The sequence below is a fragment of the Mesorhizobium sp. B2-6-4 genome (genome assembly GCF_006441495.1).
In the GTDB taxonomy this organism is placed as follows: domain Bacteria; phylum Pseudomonadota; class Alphaproteobacteria; order Rhizobiales; family Rhizobiaceae; genus Mesorhizobium.
The window spans coordinates 21,821-37,682 of the sequence record NZ_VFUE01000007.1 but is presented as its reverse complement, the minus strand read 5'-3'; the positions used below and the strand labels follow the sequence as shown (position 1 = coordinate 37,682).

General features: G+C 63.2%; 14 protein-coding genes. 7 read left to right on the top strand and 7 right to left on the bottom strand.

Features of this window, described 5'->3' with window-relative positions; genetic code table 11:
* Positions 1-54: 54 nt before the first annotated feature.
* The 7 genes from FJ426_RS11245 (at position 55) to FJ426_RS11215 (ending at position 8,962) form a co-directional block, all read left to right on the top strand.
* Positions 55-2,079, top strand: a complete 2,025-nt coding sequence (locus FJ426_RS11245) for a CocE/NonD family hydrolase (RefSeq protein WP_140496107.1) — start codon at positions 55-57, stop codon at positions 2,077-2,079.
* Positions 2,080-2,267: 188 nt separating this feature from the next.
* Positions 2,268-3,842: an ABC transporter substrate-binding protein gene (locus tag FJ426_RS11240; protein WP_140496108.1), complete on the top strand. Its 1,575-nt coding sequence runs from the start codon at positions 2,268-2,270 to the stop codon at positions 3,840-3,842.
* A gap of 131 nt (positions 3,843-3,973) precedes the next feature.
* Entirely contained in the window at positions 3,974-4,912 is a 939-nt protein-coding gene (locus FJ426_RS11235) for an ABC transporter permease (RefSeq protein WP_140825211.1), read from the top strand.
* Position 4,913: 1 nt separating this feature from the next.
* On the top strand, positions 4,914-5,807 hold the full coding sequence (locus FJ426_RS11230) for an ABC transporter permease (RefSeq protein WP_224704661.1): 894 nt from the start codon (positions 4,914-4,916) through the stop codon (positions 5,805-5,807).
* Positions 5,804-6,823, top strand: a complete 1,020-nt coding sequence (locus FJ426_RS11225; RefSeq protein ID WP_140556165.1) for an ABC transporter ATP-binding protein — start codon at positions 5,804-5,806, stop codon at positions 6,821-6,823. The genes FJ426_RS11230 and FJ426_RS11225 overlap by 4 nt, the downstream gene beginning before the upstream one ends.
* Complete coding sequence (locus FJ426_RS11220) at positions 6,820-7,836, top strand: ABC transporter ATP-binding protein (RefSeq protein WP_140561444.1); 1,017 nt, start codon at positions 6,820-6,822, stop codon at positions 7,834-7,836. Before FJ426_RS11225 ends, FJ426_RS11220 begins: the two co-directional genes overlap by 4 nt.
* Complete coding sequence (locus tag FJ426_RS11215) at positions 7,826-8,962, top strand: succinylglutamate desuccinylase/aspartoacylase family protein (protein WP_181168601.1); 1,137 nt, start codon at positions 7,826-7,828, stop codon at positions 8,960-8,962. The genes FJ426_RS11220 and FJ426_RS11215 overlap by 11 nt, the downstream gene beginning before the upstream one ends.
* 96 nt (positions 8,963-9,058) lie before the next feature.
* Here the strand turns inward: FJ426_RS11215 and FJ426_RS11210 are convergent, their stop codons facing one another.
* The 7 genes from FJ426_RS11210 to FJ426_RS11180 form a co-directional block, all read right to left on the bottom strand.
* Positions 9,059-9,808, bottom strand: coding sequence for an SDR family oxidoreductase (locus FJ426_RS11210; protein ID WP_140561445.1), 750 nt, complete (start codon positions 9,806-9,808; stop codon positions 9,059-9,061).
* A 16-nt stretch (positions 9,809-9,824) separates the two neighbouring features.
* Complete coding sequence (locus FJ426_RS11205) at positions 9,825-10,763, bottom strand: 3-hydroxyacyl-CoA dehydrogenase (protein ID WP_246674166.1); 939 nt, start codon at positions 10,761-10,763, stop codon at positions 9,825-9,827.
* Entirely contained in the window at positions 10,763-11,638 is an 876-nt protein-coding gene (locus FJ426_RS11200; RefSeq protein ID WP_140496115.1) for an N-acyl homoserine lactonase family protein, read from the bottom strand. The genes FJ426_RS11205 and FJ426_RS11200 overlap by 1 nt, the downstream gene beginning before the upstream one ends.
* A complete protein-coding gene (locus tag FJ426_RS11195; RefSeq protein WP_140556173.1) occupies positions 11,610-12,227 on the bottom strand; it encodes a hypothetical protein in 618 nt (205 codons plus the stop codon). The genes FJ426_RS11200 and FJ426_RS11195 overlap by 29 nt, the downstream gene beginning before the upstream one ends.
* The gene (locus FJ426_RS11190) at positions 12,220-13,263 is read right to left on the bottom strand and encodes a LacI family DNA-binding transcriptional regulator (RefSeq protein ID WP_140496117.1); all 1,044 of its coding nucleotides are present in this window, start codon (positions 13,261-13,263) and stop codon (positions 12,220-12,222) included. Before FJ426_RS11190 ends, FJ426_RS11195 begins: the two co-directional genes overlap by 8 nt.
* Positions 13,264-13,286: 23 nt before the next feature.
* On the bottom strand, positions 13,287-14,576 hold the full coding sequence (gene hisD / locus FJ426_RS11185; RefSeq protein ID WP_140496118.1) for a histidinol dehydrogenase: 1,290 nt from the start codon (positions 14,574-14,576) through the stop codon (positions 13,287-13,289).
* Between the two features lie 65 nt (positions 14,577-14,641).
* Positions 14,642-15,862 (bottom strand): sugar ABC transporter substrate-binding protein, encoded by a 1,221-nt coding sequence (locus tag FJ426_RS11180; protein ID WP_246675533.1) that lies wholly within the window; start codon positions 15,860-15,862, stop codon positions 14,642-14,644.

Here is a 15,862-nt window from a genome sequence, read left to right as displayed (position 1 = left end):
TTGTGCGGCACCGCCGATTTGCCCAAAGTGGCGCTCTCCAACAGAGGCCTCGTCATGCGCACAGTGTCCAACTTCCCCCATCCGATCCGCTCGGTCGACCATTTCGAGATTCCGATGCCGGACGGTTGCCGGCTTGCGGCGCGCATGTGGCTCCCCGAGGGTGCCGAACAAAAGCCGGTGCCGGCTATCCTGGAATACATCCCCTATCGCAAGAACGATCTGACCGCCGCGCGTGATGTCGTCATGCACCCCTACGTGGCCGGCCACGGCTACGCAGTGGTGCGCGTCGACCTGCGCGGAACCGGCGATTCCGAAGGGCTGATGCTCGACGAGTACCTTCAGCAGGAGCTGGACGACGGCTGCTCGGTCATCGAATGGCTGGCCTCCCAGCCCTGGTGCGACGGCAACGTCGGCATGATCGGCATCTCCTGGGGCGGCTTCAACGGATTGCAGATCGCGGCCATGCGGCCGCCTGCGCTGAAGGCGGTGATCAGTTGCGCCTCGACCGACGACCGCTACGCCGACGATGTCCACCACATGGGTGGCACGCTGCTCATCGACAATCTCTCCTGGGCGGCGATCATGTTCGGGCGCAACACGCTGCCGCCCGACCCACGCAACAAGCCGCACAATTGGCGCGCTTTGTGGCACAGTCGATTGAAGGAAAGCGGGCTATGGCTGAAGAACTGGCTGGAGCACCAGCACCGCGACAAGTTCTGGAAACACGGTTCGGTCTGCGAGGATTTCGGCGCGATCACCTGCCCGGTCTACGCCGTCAGCGGCTGGGCCGATGGTTATTGCCGCTCGGTCTTCCGCCTGATGGAAAAGCTGCAGGGCCCGCGCAAGGGGCTGGTCGGGCCATGGGCGCACACTTATCCCCATATCGGCAAGCCTGGTCCTGCCATCGGCTTTCTGCAGGAATGCGTCCGCTGGTGGGATCAATGGCTGAAGGGCCGTGACACCGGCATCATGGACGAGCCGATGCTGCGCCTGTTCATGCAGGATAGCGCCCCGCCGCAAACTTCCTACGAGACGCGCGCCGGACGCTGGGTCACGGAGCCGGCATGGCCATCGCCGAATATCGAGCGGCAGTCCTTCTTCCTTTCCGGCAATGGGCGCCTGTCCCTACGCCGGGCAGACGATGCGGCCGGAACGCAGACGGTCCGCTCGCCCTTGTCGGTTGGCCTGCGCGGCGGCAAATGGTGCTCCTATGCCGTGCCCGGCGACCAGCCGGCTGACCAGCGCGGCGACGATGCCGGCAGTCTGGTCTATGAGACGCAAGAGCTGGCGCACGATGTTGAGATCGCCGGCGATGCAATGCTCGATCTTGTCTTCGAAAGCGACAGGCCCGTCGCCATGGTGGCCGTCCGTCTTTCGGATGTCGCCCCCGATGGCGCGACGACGCGCGTCAGCTACGGCCTTTTGAACCTGACGCATCGCGATAGCCATGAGAGGCCCGAACCGCTCGAACCGGCAAGGCGCTACCGCACCTCTGTCCCCTTCAAGCACGTAGCACAGCGCTTCAGCGCGGGGCATCGCATACGCCTTGCCATCTCGACAAATTACTTCCCGATCGCTTGGCCTTCGCCCGAGCCGGTCACGCTCACCGTCCATCCGGCGGATTGCCGCCTTGAACTTCCGGTCCGCGTCGGGGGCGCCGGAGATCCGGCACCGGCGCCTTTTGCCGAACCCGAAGGGGCGCCGCCCTTACGGGTGGAGACGATCTCAAAGCCGCAAAAGGATTGGACGATCACGGAGAATCTGGCAGTCGCTTCGACCGTCGTTGAGATCGGCGAAGGCGCCGGCACCTATCGCATCGTCGACAACGACCTAACCATTACCTCGCTCGGCCGCGAACGCTATTCCTTCCGCGGCGACGATTTCGGGTCGGCCAGGGCCGAGGCGAAATGGGAGTTCGAATTTTCGCGCGCTGATTGGCGCATGCGTTCTGTGACCGAAACGACCATGACCGCGACGCCATCGCACTTCCACGTCGAGGCGCATCTCGAGGCATGGGAAGGCGACGAGCTTGTCCACGAACAGAAATGGACCGAGGCGATAGAGCGTCGCCTGCTGTGACATTCGCGAACTGACGCTAATCTCGCTCACATCTGCGTCGGCAGCGAAATTGACCGGCTTGCCGGCTGAATTGAAGAATGCGCCGTCCGAACTCGCGGCCCCATCAGGCGGCGCGGTACCAAAAAGAGGGATCCCGGCAATCGCCGGGAAACCCGCTCAGTTGAAAGGGGAACGAAACCGTGAATGGAATGAAATTGAATCGCAGGCATTTCCTGCAGGCAGGCGCCGGCCTCGGCGCGGGGATCATCGCCTCCGGTCTGCCCTTGTCGCAGGCCGTATGGGCGGCCGAAGGCAAGGTACTCAAGGCCCGCGCCTATTCCGATATCGACAAGCTCGATCCTGGCTTCTACCAGAACGCGTACAATGTCGACGTCATGAACTGCATCTACACCAAGCTTACGCGCTATAAACCGGGTTCGGAGTGGGGCTGGGAACTCGAGGCCGCCGAATCCGTCGAGCAGATCGATCCGACGCACATCCGCTTCCGCCTGAAGAAGGGCATCAACTTCACTGGCGGATTTGGCGAAATGACCGCCGAGGACGTGAAGTTCTCGTTCGAACGCGTCATCCAGCACAATTCTCCGGTCAAGGGCGACTGGGGTCCGCTCGACCGCATCGAGATCGAGGACGACCATACGGGCGTGATCGTGCTCAAGACGCCTTTCGTGCCGCTCTGGAACATCACTCTTCCCTATGGTTGCGGCCACATCGTCTCGAAAAAAGCGGTGACGAAGGCAGTTGCCGACGGCGGCGATTTCGGCATGAAGCCGCCCTGCTATTCAGGTCCCTACGTGTTGTCGGACTGGAAGCCGAACCAGCTCGTCCTGTTGACCCGAAATCCCGAATGGAAAGGCCCTAGGCCGGGCTTCGACGAAATTCATATCCTGCCCATGAGCGATATCAAGACCGCCGAGCGCGCCTATCAGGCAGGCGACATCGACTTCACCGATTTCAGCCTCGATTCGCTGGCCACTTTGAAGGACAGCCCGCCCGAAAACACCAAGATCGAAGAAAAGCCTTCGCTCTACTATGTCTATATCGGCATGAACTCGGACCATCCGAAGCTGAAGGACGTCAATGTCCGCAAGGCGATTCAATGGGCCATCAATGTGCCGCAGATCATGGACGCGGCCTATTCAGGCCAGGCCCAGGTCGCCACCGGCCTTATCGCTCCGGGCTTGGTGGGACACCGGGAAAAAGCGCTGATACCGCCGGAGGGCGATCTCGAAAAGGCGAAGCAGTATCTTGAGAAGGCCGGCATCACCGAACTCAGCCTCACCATCGACGCGCTCAACGTGACCACCTTCTCCACGATCGCGGAAATGGTCCAGGCGCAGCTGTCGCAGATCGGCATCACGGTCGAGGTCAATGTTCAGGATTCCGGTTCGTTCTGGACCATCGGCATGGAATCGGAAGGCGAACGTTGGAAGGACATGCAGCTGATCGTGCAGCGTTTCTCGATGGTGCCGGATCCCTATTACGCCACCACCTTTTTCGTGCGCGACCAGGTCGGTGTGTGGAACTGGGAGCGCTTCCGCAGCGAGCGCTTCGACGAGCTCAACGCCAAGGCGGTAACCGTCGAAGACCCGCAGGAACGGGCCAAGATGTATTATGAGATGCAGGACATCATGGAAGATTCCGGCTCCTACCGGTTCCTCACCCATGAAGGCTCGCCGATCATGTACCGAACGACGCAACTCGAGGCCGAGACGCGCCCAGACGGGCGGCCGCTCTATCTCGGCTTTGAGCCGAAATCGGCCTAGGGCATTCTAGGAAAAGTGCGTAGCGGTTTTCCGTCCGGAATTGCGAAAAAACAAAGGGTTAGAGCGGGTCGGCGATTCTATCAAACGCTGAACCGCTCTGACGCGGTCGCTGGGACAGGCTGAGTCAGAACATGTGGTTATATCTTGGCAAGCGTATCGTGCTGGCGGCGGCAATTGTCGTCGTTGCCGTCACGCTGCTGTTCCTGATGATCCAGGCCGTTCCCGGCGATCCCGCCGCGGTCCTGCTCGGACCGCGTGCGACGCCGGAACTGAAGGCGCAATTGCACGAGGAAATGGGCCTCGACAAGCCGCTGCCCGTGCAGATCGTCTCATTCTTCGGGGGGCTGCTGCACGGTAATCTCGGCACCGATGTCTTTACCCAGCGCCCTGTCGCGGCCATCGTTTTCGAGCAATTGCCTTACACCGTCGAACTCATCCTGGTTTCGATCGCCTGGGCCGTTATCGTCGGCGTGCCGCTCGGCTGCTATTCGGCGCTGCGCCGCAACTCCGTGATCGACAAGGTCGTGGGTGTATTCGCGGTCGGAACCATCGCCATCCCGTCCTTCGTCATGGCGATCTATGCGCTGTTGATCTTCTCGGTCGGCCTGCGCTGGCTGCCTGCCATCGGCGCCGGCTCAGGCTTCCGCGACGGGTTCGTCCATCTCATCCTTCCAGCCTTCGTCGTCGGTATCGGCTGGGTGGGCTACATCTCACGCATCGTGCGCGCCTCCATGCTGGAGATTCTTGGCGAGAACCACATTCGCATGGCGCGCTCCTTCGGTCTTTCAGAGCGGCGCGTCGTGGCGCGCTACGCGCTGCCGCTCGCGATCCTGCCGACAGTGACGATCATCGGCGTCGGCATGGCGCACCTGCTCTCGGCGGCGGTTTTCGTCGAGGTGGTCTTCGCCCGGCCCGGCATCGGCGCGCTGATCGTCAAGGCGGTGGACTCGCGCAACTATCCGATCGTCATGGGCACGGTCCTCGTCACCACCGTTCTGTTCGTCATCTCCACGACGCTCGCCGACCTCGTCAACGCGGCGCTCGATCCAAGAATCCGCGAGAATTTGTAGCGTGTCCGAAGTTCAACTCATTCGCGAGGCGGTCGATGAACGCCGCGGGCCGGGCGCGGCCGCCATGTTCCTGCGGCAATTGCGCAAGTCTCCGCTCGGCATGATGGGCGCCGTGCTGGTCGTGCTTATGGTGGTGACTGCGGTCTTCGCCACCTGGATCGTGCCTTACGATCCGATCAAGATCATGGTCGGGCCCCGGCTGGCGCCGCCCTCTTTGCATTTTCTTCTCGGCACCGATCAGTTGGGACGCGATGTCTTCTCGCGGGTCGTCATGGGCGGAAGGATCGCGCTGCTCGTCGCCTTCGTCTCGTTGGGCGCCTCGCTCAGCGCAGGGCTTGTGCTCGGCCTCATCGCCGCCTTCGGTCCGCGCTGGCTGGACAATCTGCTGCTGCTGGTCTTCGACACGATCCGCTCCTTTCCGGTCATCATCTTCGCCTTGGCAGTGGTGACGCTGCTCGGGCCGAGCCTTGCCAGCGTCATCTTCGTCGTCGCGATCACGTCTGTGCCGATCTATGCGCGCGTGGTGCGCACGCAGGCCCACGCACTGCGCGAGAGCGAGTTCATCACTGCGGAGCGCGCCATGGGCGCCGGCATCGTGCGCATTCTTGCCGTGCACGTGCTGCCCAATGTGATCGGGCCGCTGCTGATCCTGGTCAGCATGGATGTTCCGCTGGTCATCACGCTGGAGGCCGGCATGAGCTTCCTAGGCATGGGTGTCCGTCCGCCGACGCCGGACTGGGGAACCATCCTCAGTGACGGCTATGGCTATATCCACAAGACGGTGTGGCTGGTGATCGCCGGCGGCATCCCGATCGTCATAACCACGCTGGGCTTCACTTTCCTCGGCGAGGCGCTGCGCGACATTTTCGACCCCAAGCTTCGGAAAGACCTATGAATCCCGGCGCTCAGGCAGGACATTCTCCAAACCGCGACGCGCTTCTGGCGATCCGTGGTCTGTCTCTCGATTTCGGCACGCCGCGCGGTCGCGCCCATGCACTGCGCGATATCCATATCGACGTGCCGGCGGGCGAAGTGGTCGGCATCGTCGGCGAAAGCGGTTCGGGCAAATCGACGCTCGCCTATGCCGTGACGGGGCTGCTGGCGGAAAATGCCGAGATGGTGAACGGCGCCATCCTGTTCGAGGGGCGCGACCTGCTCGGCATGGCTCCGGCGGAGCGGCGCGGCTTACTCGGCAACCGCATGTCGATGATCTTCCAGGATCCGATGACGGCGTTGAACCCGGTGCGCAGCATCGAAAGCCAGATGATCGATATCCAGCATCACGAGGGCGGCTCGCACCGGACCAAGCGCCAGCGCGCCCTGGGTATGCTTCATCGGGTCGGCATTCCGGACCCGGAGAGCCGCATCGGCGGCTATCCGCACGAGTTTTCCGGCGGAATGCGCCAGCGTATCTGCATCGCGATGGCGCTGCTGGTGAAGCCGGCGCTGCTCATCGCGGACGAACCGACCACAGCGCTCGACGCGACGCTGGAGGTGCAGATCATCCATCTGTTGAAAGAGCTGCAAAAGGAGATCGGCTGCTCGATCCTGTTCGTCTCTCACCACCTCGGCGCTGTCGCCGAGCTCTGCGACCGGGTGGCGGTCATGTATGCGGGCGAGGTGGTCGAATACGGCACCGTGCGCGACATCTTCCGCCGACCGGGGCATCCCTATACGCGCGCGCTGCTCGAATGTGATCCCGGACGCATCAGGCAACGCACCCGCCAGTTGCCGACGATCCCAGGCGAGGTGCCGAGCCTCCTCGGTACCCAGGCGGGTTGCATCTTCCGTCGGCGCTGCCCGCAAGCCTTTACCCGGTGCGTGGATGACAGTCCTGTCCCGTGCGCTATCGGCGCAACGCACACCGCACGTTGCCATCGTCTCGACGACACGCTGGTGGCGCCGGTATGAGCCCCCTGCTTTCTGTCGAGGATCTTCGCGTACGCTTCCGCACCATGGGCGCGCTGAAGGCGCTCGCCAGCGGCGTTAAGAACCCGTTCGTGGACGCCGTCTGCGGCGTTTCCTTCGAGATCCGCAAGGGCGAAACGCTCGGCCTCGTCGGTGAAAGCGGTTCGGGAAAATCCACCATCGCCCGCGCCATCATGGGCCTGCGGCCGCCAACGGGCGGCACGATACGCTTCGATGGTCAGGTGCTGAACGGCCTCGCCCCGACGGAGCGCAAGCCGCATCTTCGGCGCATGGCGATGATGTTCCAGGATCCGGTCGGATCGCTGTCGCCGCGACTCACTGTACGCTCACTGCTGATGGAGCCTTTCCGCATTCACGGCGTTACCGGCCGCGACCCCGCCGCCGAAGCGGAACGCCTGCTCAACATGGTCGGCCTGCCCGCCGATTTCGGGCGGCGATATCCACACCAGCTTTCCGGAGGCCAAGCGCGCCGCGTCGGCGTGGCGCGGGCCCTTGCATTGCAACCCGATCTTATCATCGCCGACGAGCCGACCGCGGGACTGGACGTGTCCGTTCAGGGTGAAGTCCTCAATCTGCTTGGACGTTTGCAGGGCGAACTCGGCATCGCCATTCTCATCATCACGCATAATCTCAATGTCGTGCGCCACATGACCGATCGCATGGCGATCATGTATCTCGGCCGCTTCATCGAGGTCGGCTCGACCGAGCGGATATTCGCGCAGCCGCGCCACCCCTATACGGAGGCGCTGCTGTCGGCCAATCCGGAACCCGACCCGGACGCCGTGCTCGACAGGGTCGAGCTCAGCGGCGAGGTGCCGAGCCTGATGACGCGCCCAACGGGCTGCGAGTTTCACACCCGCTGCCGCTATGCGCAGGGCATCTGCAAAAGCGCCTTCCCGTCCCGGGCAGCCGACCGGGAAGATCCCCGCCATGTCTTCAATTGCCACTTCCCGCTATCGGAACGTGCGCTCGCCGGAGCCACCAATGTCTCGTGAAATCCTCGATGTTCCTCTTGCCAACGGCACGCCGGGCAGCCAACACAGCGTGCGCATCATCCGGTATGGTGCCGCCGACGCGCGCCCGAAAGCCTACATACATGCCGCGCTGCATGCCGACGAAGCGCCCGGCCTGCTGGTGTTACACCATCTGGTCGAGCAGCTTGACGCCGCCGACGCGCGCGGCGAAATCCGGGGCCAGATCGTCGTCGTTCCCTACGCCAACCCGCTCGGCCTGGCGCAGTTCGTCAATGGCGATCATCTGGGGCGTTACGATCTGGCCAGCGGCCGGAATTTCAACCGCAAATGGCCTGATGTCGCCGGCGAATTGACCATCCGACTTGCCGATCGGCTCGGAAGCAGCGCCGACGACAACACGGTGCTCATCCGCAGCACGATTCGCGAAATTCTCGACGAACGCGGCGCAGGGCAGCCTGTCGATTCCCTTTACACCGCCTTGGCACGCGAGGCTTTCGATTCCGATCTTGTGCTGGATCTGCACTGCGACGACGAAGGGCTGATGCATCTGTTCGTGCGGCCCGAGATCTCGGCCGAATTGTCCGACCTTGCGCGGGAACTCGGTTGCCGGGCGGTGTTCTCACAGGGTTCGTCGGGCGGCTCAACCTTCGCCGAAGCAAGCGTCGAGCCCTGGATCAGGCTTGCGGCTGCCCTTCCCGATAAGGTGATCCCGATCGGCTGCCTCGCCGCGACGGTGGAACTGCGCGGCTTCATCGACATCAGTGATGAGATGGCGTCGGCTGACGCTTCCGCCTTGCTCAACGTGCTTCGCCGCCGCGGCTACGTCGCGGGGCAAGCGGGCCTGCCGCCCGCCGCGCTTTGCGAGATCACCGGCTTCGATGCGTGCGATGTGGTTCGCACGCCCGCTTTCGGTGTCATCGTCTACCGCGCCGAACTGGGTGAACGCGTCACTTGTGGACAGCCGATCGCGGACATCATCGTGCCTTCTTCGCTGGGCCGCGAGGCGCGCGTGACGGTACGGGCGCGCACCGACGGGCTCGTGGTGACGCGAAGGCTGAAGAAACTTGTCGCCGCCAATCAGGTCATTGCCAAGGTGGTGGGCCAAAAGCCCCTCGCCCACCGGACAGGCTATCTGCTGGAGGATTAGATCGATCAGCGGGCGCGGGCACTTCTTGACCGCAGATCGATGATTGGCGGCCACGCGTAGAAACGAGGTCCGTTCGACCTGATCCTGTCCCGGGCTCTAGGCCAGGGGCCGACCGCCGTCGACCGGAATGATAACGCCGGTCACGAAACGGAGATGGGTCGCAGCCGCCAAAACCGCCTCGGCGACATCGTCGGGCGTGCCCAGCCGCCCCAGCGGCGTCCGGCTTGCCTGTTCGTCCCGCCAGGATTCGTCACGGCCCTTGATGAAGTCGGTCTCGACGACGCCGGGCGAGACCGACACGACCCTGATTCTCGGGGCCAGGGCACGCGCCAGCGACTTGGTCAGATTGTCGACAGCGGCTTTCGACGCACAATAGGCGACGTTGCTTCCCATGGCGGTGACCCCTGCGATCGACGAGATGTTGACAACAACCCCGCTGCCGGTGCGATCGAGCAGCGGCCGCATGGCCCGCGTCGCAGCAATCACACCGCGCACGTTGACGCTGAAGATGCGGTCGATCAATTCATCGTCCAGGCTGTCGAGATCCGGATGTGGCACGAAGCGGGTTGTCCCGGCGCAATTGACCAGGACATCCAGCCGGCCAAAGCTTTTCTCGATCTGACCAGCGAGGCGCGCGAGGCAATCGCTGTCCGTCACGGTCGCCTCGGCGACGAAGTGATCGCCGTACGCCAATGACGAAACCAGATCGTCGGCCGTCTGCCGCGAACGGTTGTAGCCGATGACAACCGAAGCCCCTTCCGCAGCAAGCCTGGATACGATCCGCGCGCCGATGCCGCCGGTTGCTCCAGTGACCAGGGCAACCTTGCCTGTGAGTGTGGCTGTCATGGCCGTCTCCTGAGTGTCAAACCCCGGTGCTTCGCTTATGGGCGGCCAGCGCCATTAGATTGCGGTCGCGCCAGGCGCTGCGTTCGGCGAGTTGGGATGCTGACAACTTTTCGCGGCGCGCTTCCTCGGCCTTGGCAACCAGCCCTTCCGACCAGGGGGCCGGATCGCGCCTGGCGAGGGCGATCGAATGGTAGAGCGGTCCCAGACGTCTCGCGTAGTCCGCGATCCCGCCGGGCGCATTCAGATCGATCGTCTCGAAAGGCCCCATGAAGGACCACCGGTAGCCGAGCCCATGCGACACCGTAAGGTCGATATCGGCGGCACTTGCCACGCCCTCCTCGAGCAGGGCCCAGGCTTCGTTCAGCAATGCCCCCTGAAGCCGGTTGAGGACGAACCCTTCGACTTCCTTGCGCACGATCACGGCAGCCTGCCCTACGGCCTCCATCTGCACCCGCAGCCACGCAACGGCCTCCGCGTCGGTCCAGGGCGCCGGGACCAGTTCCACCAACGGGATCAAATGCGGTGGATTGACGGGATGAGCGACGAGAAAACGCCGGCGGTTGGCACAGGACCCGGTGAAGGCCGAGGCCGGAATGCCGGAGCTGGAGCTGCCTACGACCGCGTCGGGCCGCATCGCCCGGTCAATCTCCAGACAGACCGCCTCCTTGATGTCGCGCACTTCCAGCACCGACTCCTGGATGTAGTCGGCATCCGCTACCGCACCCTCCAGCGTATCGACAACGTTCAGCCGCCGCATGACTGCATCGACGGCATCTACCAGCCCGGCCTCTTGCATATCGGCAAGGCTGGCCCGGATCTTGTCGAGCACCGCGGCGCGGATGTCGGCGCTGCCGTCATAGATGGTCACATCATGGCCGGCCCGGGCGAAGACGATCGCCCAGCCACGGCCGACCAGTCCGGCACCGACAATGGCGACTTTGCGGATTGCATCCATCATTGCACCCGTGACGTCTCGCCGTCCGCGAGGCAAATTTCGGTGATCCGCAGGCCATCCTGAGTGATGCGGGATGGGAACCGGTCCTTCAACCGCTCTTCGTGGATGGGAATGACCCGCCGTGCCTCGTGGCCCACCTGCTTCATCATCTCCTCGGTGGCGAGAACGAGATTGGTCTGGCTGCCGACCGCAAGCCCCACCGGAACGTAGAGCGTCTCGATATCGACGGCAGCTCCCGAGCCCTCGATGTTATCGAAGACGTAGACCAGATCGCCAGCCAGCACCCAGGTGTCGTCCTTGCCGTTGCGCACGGTGACCCACATCGATCCGTAGGTATGGCTGTCAAAGGCGGCATGGAGATCGATGTCGGGCAGGACGTCCTGTTTCGCTCCGTCGATCGTCACCAACCGCTTCTGACGGGCCAGGTCGACGCCGCGCACGATGTCGCCCGGGTCGACGGCTACGTTCATCCAGCGCATGCGATCCGGCAGCGACATCGCCCAGACCCACTTCGCGATCTCCCTCTCCTGGATGTAGAAGGTCGCATTCGGGAAGTCCTCGACATTGCCGAAATGGTCGAAATGCGCGTGCGTGACGAAAACCGTGTCGACGCTCTTTGGCGAGAGGCCGATTTCGCCAAGAACGGCCTCGGGCGAGTGCCAGTTCTCGACGCCAAATTTGTCGGCGAGATGCTTGCCGTAGTCCTTGTTGTTGTAGCCGACATCGACCATCGCAACGCGACCGTTGCCCTTGATCAGCGCGTAGCAGTAGGGAAGCTTGACGTAACCCTGGTTGTGGGCGCCGTAGAGCACGCCGCTCTTGTGGTAGTTGCTGACGTAGCTGTACTCAAGCACCCAGATCGAATATTGGCTCATTGCTTCCTCCCTGTTGTCGCCAACGCTGCGCACAGCTGCAGCAGGCGTGATTGAAATCGACCGGCGTCATACCGGCCCGCGGTTCCGACGCCGCCTGCAGCCCGGCGTAGGCGCGTTTGATCCTCTCCCCGGCCCGGTCGAGCTCCTGCTGCCAGTCGCGCCGCAGTCGGGCCGAACCGAAATCGTCCAGGACCTCGCCCAGCATTGCATGGGCGGCCCCCAGACGCGCGCAATGGCTTTCGAGCCCATGCGGCGCGTGCAAGGCGCCCAGCCGCTGCTCCACCTCCGTCCACCGTTCGCGGGCCACCGGAATGTCAGGCAGATCGAGCACGTCGCGGCGTCCGCCGGCCTGAGCCAGGACCAGCAGGCCAGCGAGTTGGCCGATCAGCCGGCGCAGGCCTTCGTAGACGGGGCGGGTTGCCACGACGTAGCGGACGATGGCTTCGTCGGCCAACGCGGCATCGTTGACGGTGGCGACGGGTTCCTCGCTTCCGGTGACGGAGACATGGGGCGCCGCGACGACCTCGCAGTCATAGCGGTGGACGCTTACCGCCCGCTCGAAGAAGCGCTTTCCCGGGATATCAGCCATGGTGCCTTTTTCGCGTCGTCGCGCGCTCGATCACCGCGCCGGGCGGGATTAGTTGAACGATCGGCTCCCGGCCGGAATTCGTGCTCAATTCCTTCGCCAGGCTGACCGTGGCCTCGAGCATCTGGTCAATGGGCTGCCGGACGGTCGTCAGCCCGTGCGAAGGCCAGTGGGCCATCTCGATATCGTCGAAGCCGACGATCGAAATGTCGTCCGGCACGCCGAGCGCCAGCTCTCGCCGCACGCCGTCGAGAAAGCCAATGGCGAGAATGTCGTTGGCGCAGAAGACACCGTCGGGAACCTCTTTCAGGTCACGCAGCTTGCGCGCCGCTTCGTAGCCGGCGTGATAGCTGAACTGGCCTGCCTCGATAACTATCGGCGCGGCGAGGCCACGCTCGACGGCGCGTTCGCTGAAGCCCCTGTGGCGTGCGACATTGGTGGAGGCATCGGGCAAGGCGGCGATGTAGGCCAGGCGCCGGTGGCCGGTATCGACGAGATAGTCGGCGATGCTGCGGCCGCCGAGTATATTGTCGCAGGAAATGCCGAACGCGTGGTCGTCGGCCGAGAGTCGGTTGAAAAAGATCACCGGAGTGCCGGCCCTACGGCATTCCTGCGCGGCCGCCGAAGACAGGGTGGCCGCCAGGATGATGGCAAGATCTGGCTGGTAGTTGAGCAGCAGGCGTAGCGCCTGGTCGACGTCTCCCGACTGGTCGGCGGCGACGAGCATCACGTTCATGTCGATGGCACGAAGGGCGGTGGTCAGCCGCGTCAGCACTTCCGGATAGAACGGGTTCTTGATGTCCGCGACGACAATACCCACGATACGCGTCTTCTTGGTGATGAGGCTGCGCGCGAAAGGGTTCGGCGAATAGCCGATCTCCCTCGCACGGTTCAGCACCAGGTCCCGCGTATTCTTGGCGATCACGGCATCGGCGTGAAAGGCCCTGGATACGGTCGAAACAGACATGCCGAGATCGCGCGCCAGATCCTTCACGGTCAGGCGGGGCTTGCTGTTCTTGTTGCGGGCGATGATCGACATGAAAACTCCGTTGGCGCGCTGGCTTAGGCCTGGTTGCGACCTCCATAGCGGCGGACCCGGATGTTGGCCTGCTCGGCATGCCCATAGAATCCCTCGAGGACACACAGGCGCGAACAGTACTCGCCTATCATGGCGCTCGCTTCGTCGGTCAGAACGCGCTGATAGGTGCAGGTCTTGATGAACTTGCCAACCCACAAACCGCCTGTGTAACGGGCCGCCTTCTTGGTCGGCAGCGTATGGTTGGTGCCGATGACCTTGTCGCCATAGGCAACATTCGTACGCGCTCCCAAAAACAGAGCGCCGTAATTGCGCATGTTGTCGAGGAAGTAGTCCGGATCGCGCGTCATGACCTGGACGTGCTCGGATGCGATCCGGTCGGCCTCCGCGACCATTTCCTCGTAGGAAGCGCAGACGATCACTTCGCCATAGTCCGCCCATGCCTTGGCGGCGATCTCGGCGGTCGGCAGGACCTTCAGCTGCCGCTCGATCTCGGTCAGGGTGTCGCGCGCGAGCTTCTCCGAATTTGTCAGAAGCACGGCGGGACTGGTCGGACCGTGCTCGGCCTGGCCGAGCAGATCGGTCGCGCAGATCTCGCCGTCGACACTGTCGTCGGCGATGACCAGCGTCTCGGTCGGGCCGGCGAACAGGTCGATGCCGATACGGCCGTACAATTGCCGCTTGGCCTCAGCGACGAAGGCATTGCCAGGACCGACGAGCATGTCGACGCGCCCGATGGTTTCGGTTCCGAGCGCCATGGCGCCAACGGCCTGCACACCGCCCAGAACGTAGATCTCGTCCGCGCCGGCCATGTGCATCGCGGCCACGATAGCCGGATGCGGACCGCCCTGGAACGGCGGCGCGCAGGCGATGATCTTCTTCACCCCGGCGACCTTGGCCGTCACCACGCTCATATGCGCGGAGGCGACCATCGGGTATTTCCCGCCCGGCACGTAGCAGCCGACTGTTTCCACGGGAATGTTCTTGTGGCCGAGGACAACGCCGGGAAGCGTTTCCACTTCGAGGTCCTGGAGGCAGGCGCGCTGCTTCTCGGCGAAATTGCGAACCTGGGCCTGGGCGAAGCGAATATCCTCGATGTCGCTTGCCGACACCTTGGACATCGCCTGCTCGATCTCGCTGTCGCTGAGCCGGAAGCTTGGCGGCGACCATTTGTCGAAACGCTCCGACAACTCCCGGACAGCGGTATCGCCTCGCTTTTCTATGTCGGCAAGGATCGTCTCGACGGTCGTCCGGACGGCCGCATCGCTCTGGGCGACAGCTTCGGGATCCCTGCCCCGTTTCAGAAAAGTCGGCATATTCTCATCCTTATGTTGAGTCAGGTGGGCGGCAGGATGCCGTCCACCTGTTGCATTGCTGATCGTCAGGGTTTTACCGTCGGCTCGATCTTGGTGAGCTTGTATTCGTCGGCCGGAGCCTTGCACGATGAGCAGTTGATGCCAGGGGCATCGGGCGCCTGCTTCACGTCCGCGGGCAATGCCTGAATGGTCGCTCCTGGTGTTGGCTTGCCCTCGAGCGCCGACTGCAGCGACAGTTCCGGCAGCAAATCGGGATTGAAGACCTCGGTGACGAAGGAACTCGGGACCTTGTCGGACGGGAAAACATTGCACCCGTCGGCGAAGGTATCGCCTTTGCAGGGTTTTACTTGATCCGCTGGCACCCAAGGCAGCGGGTACTCGATGTTCATCGGCTTCAGGTCGCGCTTCTTGGTCAGGATCTCCATCATCAGCTTGAAGGCATAGCCTGACGTAGCAGGCGGCGAACCGGCGGACACACCCTTGAGACCCATGCCTTGCATCTTCGGGTCTGCCAGTCCGAGACGAAAACCGTCCGAGTTCTCGCCGGTCATCGGAACCAGTTTGTTGCCCTTGTCGAGCAGCGCTTGAACGGCGCCATATTCGCCTGCCTGAGCCCAGATGCCGTCAACATCGGGATGCGCAGCGAGAGCCTTGGCCGTCTCCTGCTGCGTGGTGCGGTCATCCCAGTAGGAGTAGTATTCCGCGACGACCTTGATGCCGGGATACTGGTTGAAAATGTGCATCGCGCCGTCGGTGTGGCGCTTATCCACCGAGTTGCCCGGGACGCCACGGCTCAGGAAGATCTTGCCCTTGCCTCCCAGGATGTTGACCAAGGCCTGGGCGGTATTCTCGCCGAAGCCTGCGGTGATATAGCTGACATTGTAGGCGCAAGGCTCGGTCACCGTGGCGTCGTACATGAAGAAGAGCACGCCCTTCTGGCAGCCGCGATGGACGGTGCGGTTCAGCGCCGTCGACGAGATCGGGAAGCTGATGATGCCGTCGGCGCCAGCCTGTATCATGCTTTCATAGGCCGAGATCTGAGCCTGGGGGTCGGTTCCCGAGATGACTTCCTTCAGCTCCACCGTCTTGTCGTAGGGCGGCGTCTGCGCCAACGCCTTGACGATGTTCGCGGCCTCCGACTGCCACGAATTGCCGCTGTAGCTCAGCGACAGATATATCTTGAACTTCTTGTGCTGCGCTTGGGCATGGTCGACAACCATCCCAACGCCCATGGCGGTGGCAAGCGTCAGCGACGCGGCCAGTCCCAGTCTTTTTAACAGCCTCAT

Bases quoted from the DNA above. Each gene is read 5' to 3' on its own strand.
- FJ426_RS11245 (WP_140496107.1), top strand. From the start codon at position 55: ATGCGCACAGTGTCCAACTTCCCCCATCCGATCCGCTCGGTCGACCAT.
- FJ426_RS11240 (WP_140496108.1), top strand. From the start codon at position 2,268: ATGAAATTGAATCGCAGGCATTTCCTGCAGGCAGGCGCCGGCCTCGGC.
- FJ426_RS11235 (WP_140825211.1), top strand. From the start codon at position 3,974: ATGTGGTTATATCTTGGCAAGCGTATCGTGCTGGCGGCGGCAATTGTC.
- FJ426_RS11225 (WP_140556165.1), top strand. From the start codon at position 5,804: ATGAATCCCGGCGCTCAGGCAGGACATTCTCCAAACCGCGACGCGCTT.
- FJ426_RS11220 (WP_140561444.1), top strand. From the start codon at position 6,820: ATGAGCCCCCTGCTTTCTGTCGAGGATCTTCGCGTACGCTTCCGCACC.
- FJ426_RS11215 (WP_181168601.1), top strand. From the start codon at position 7,826: ATGTCTCGTGAAATCCTCGATGTTCCTCTTGCCAACGGCACGCCGGGC.
- FJ426_RS11210 (WP_140561445.1), bottom strand. From the start codon at position 9,808: ATGACAGCCACACTCACAGGCAAGGTTGCCCTGGTCACTGGAGCAACC.
- FJ426_RS11205 (WP_246674166.1), bottom strand. From the start codon at position 10,763: ATGGATGCAATCCGCAAAGTCGCCATTGTCGGTGCCGGACTGGTCGGC.
- FJ426_RS11200 (WP_140496115.1), bottom strand. From the start codon at position 11,638: ATGAGCCAATATTCGATCTGGGTGCTTGAGTACAGCTACGTCAGCAAC.
- FJ426_RS11195 (WP_140556173.1), bottom strand. From the start codon at position 12,227: ATGGCTGATATCCCGGGAAAGCGCTTCTTCGAGCGGGCGGTAAGCGTC.
- FJ426_RS11190 (WP_140496117.1), bottom strand. From the start codon at position 13,263: ATGTCGATCATCGCCCGCAACAAGAACAGCAAGCCCCGCCTGACCGTG.
- hisD (WP_140496118.1), bottom strand. From the start codon at position 14,576: ATGCCGACTTTTCTGAAACGGGGCAGGGATCCCGAAGCTGTCGCCCAG.
- FJ426_RS11180 (WP_246675533.1), bottom strand. From the start codon at position 15,862: ATGAGGCTGTTAAAAAGACTGGGACTGGCCGCGTCGCTGACGCTTGCC.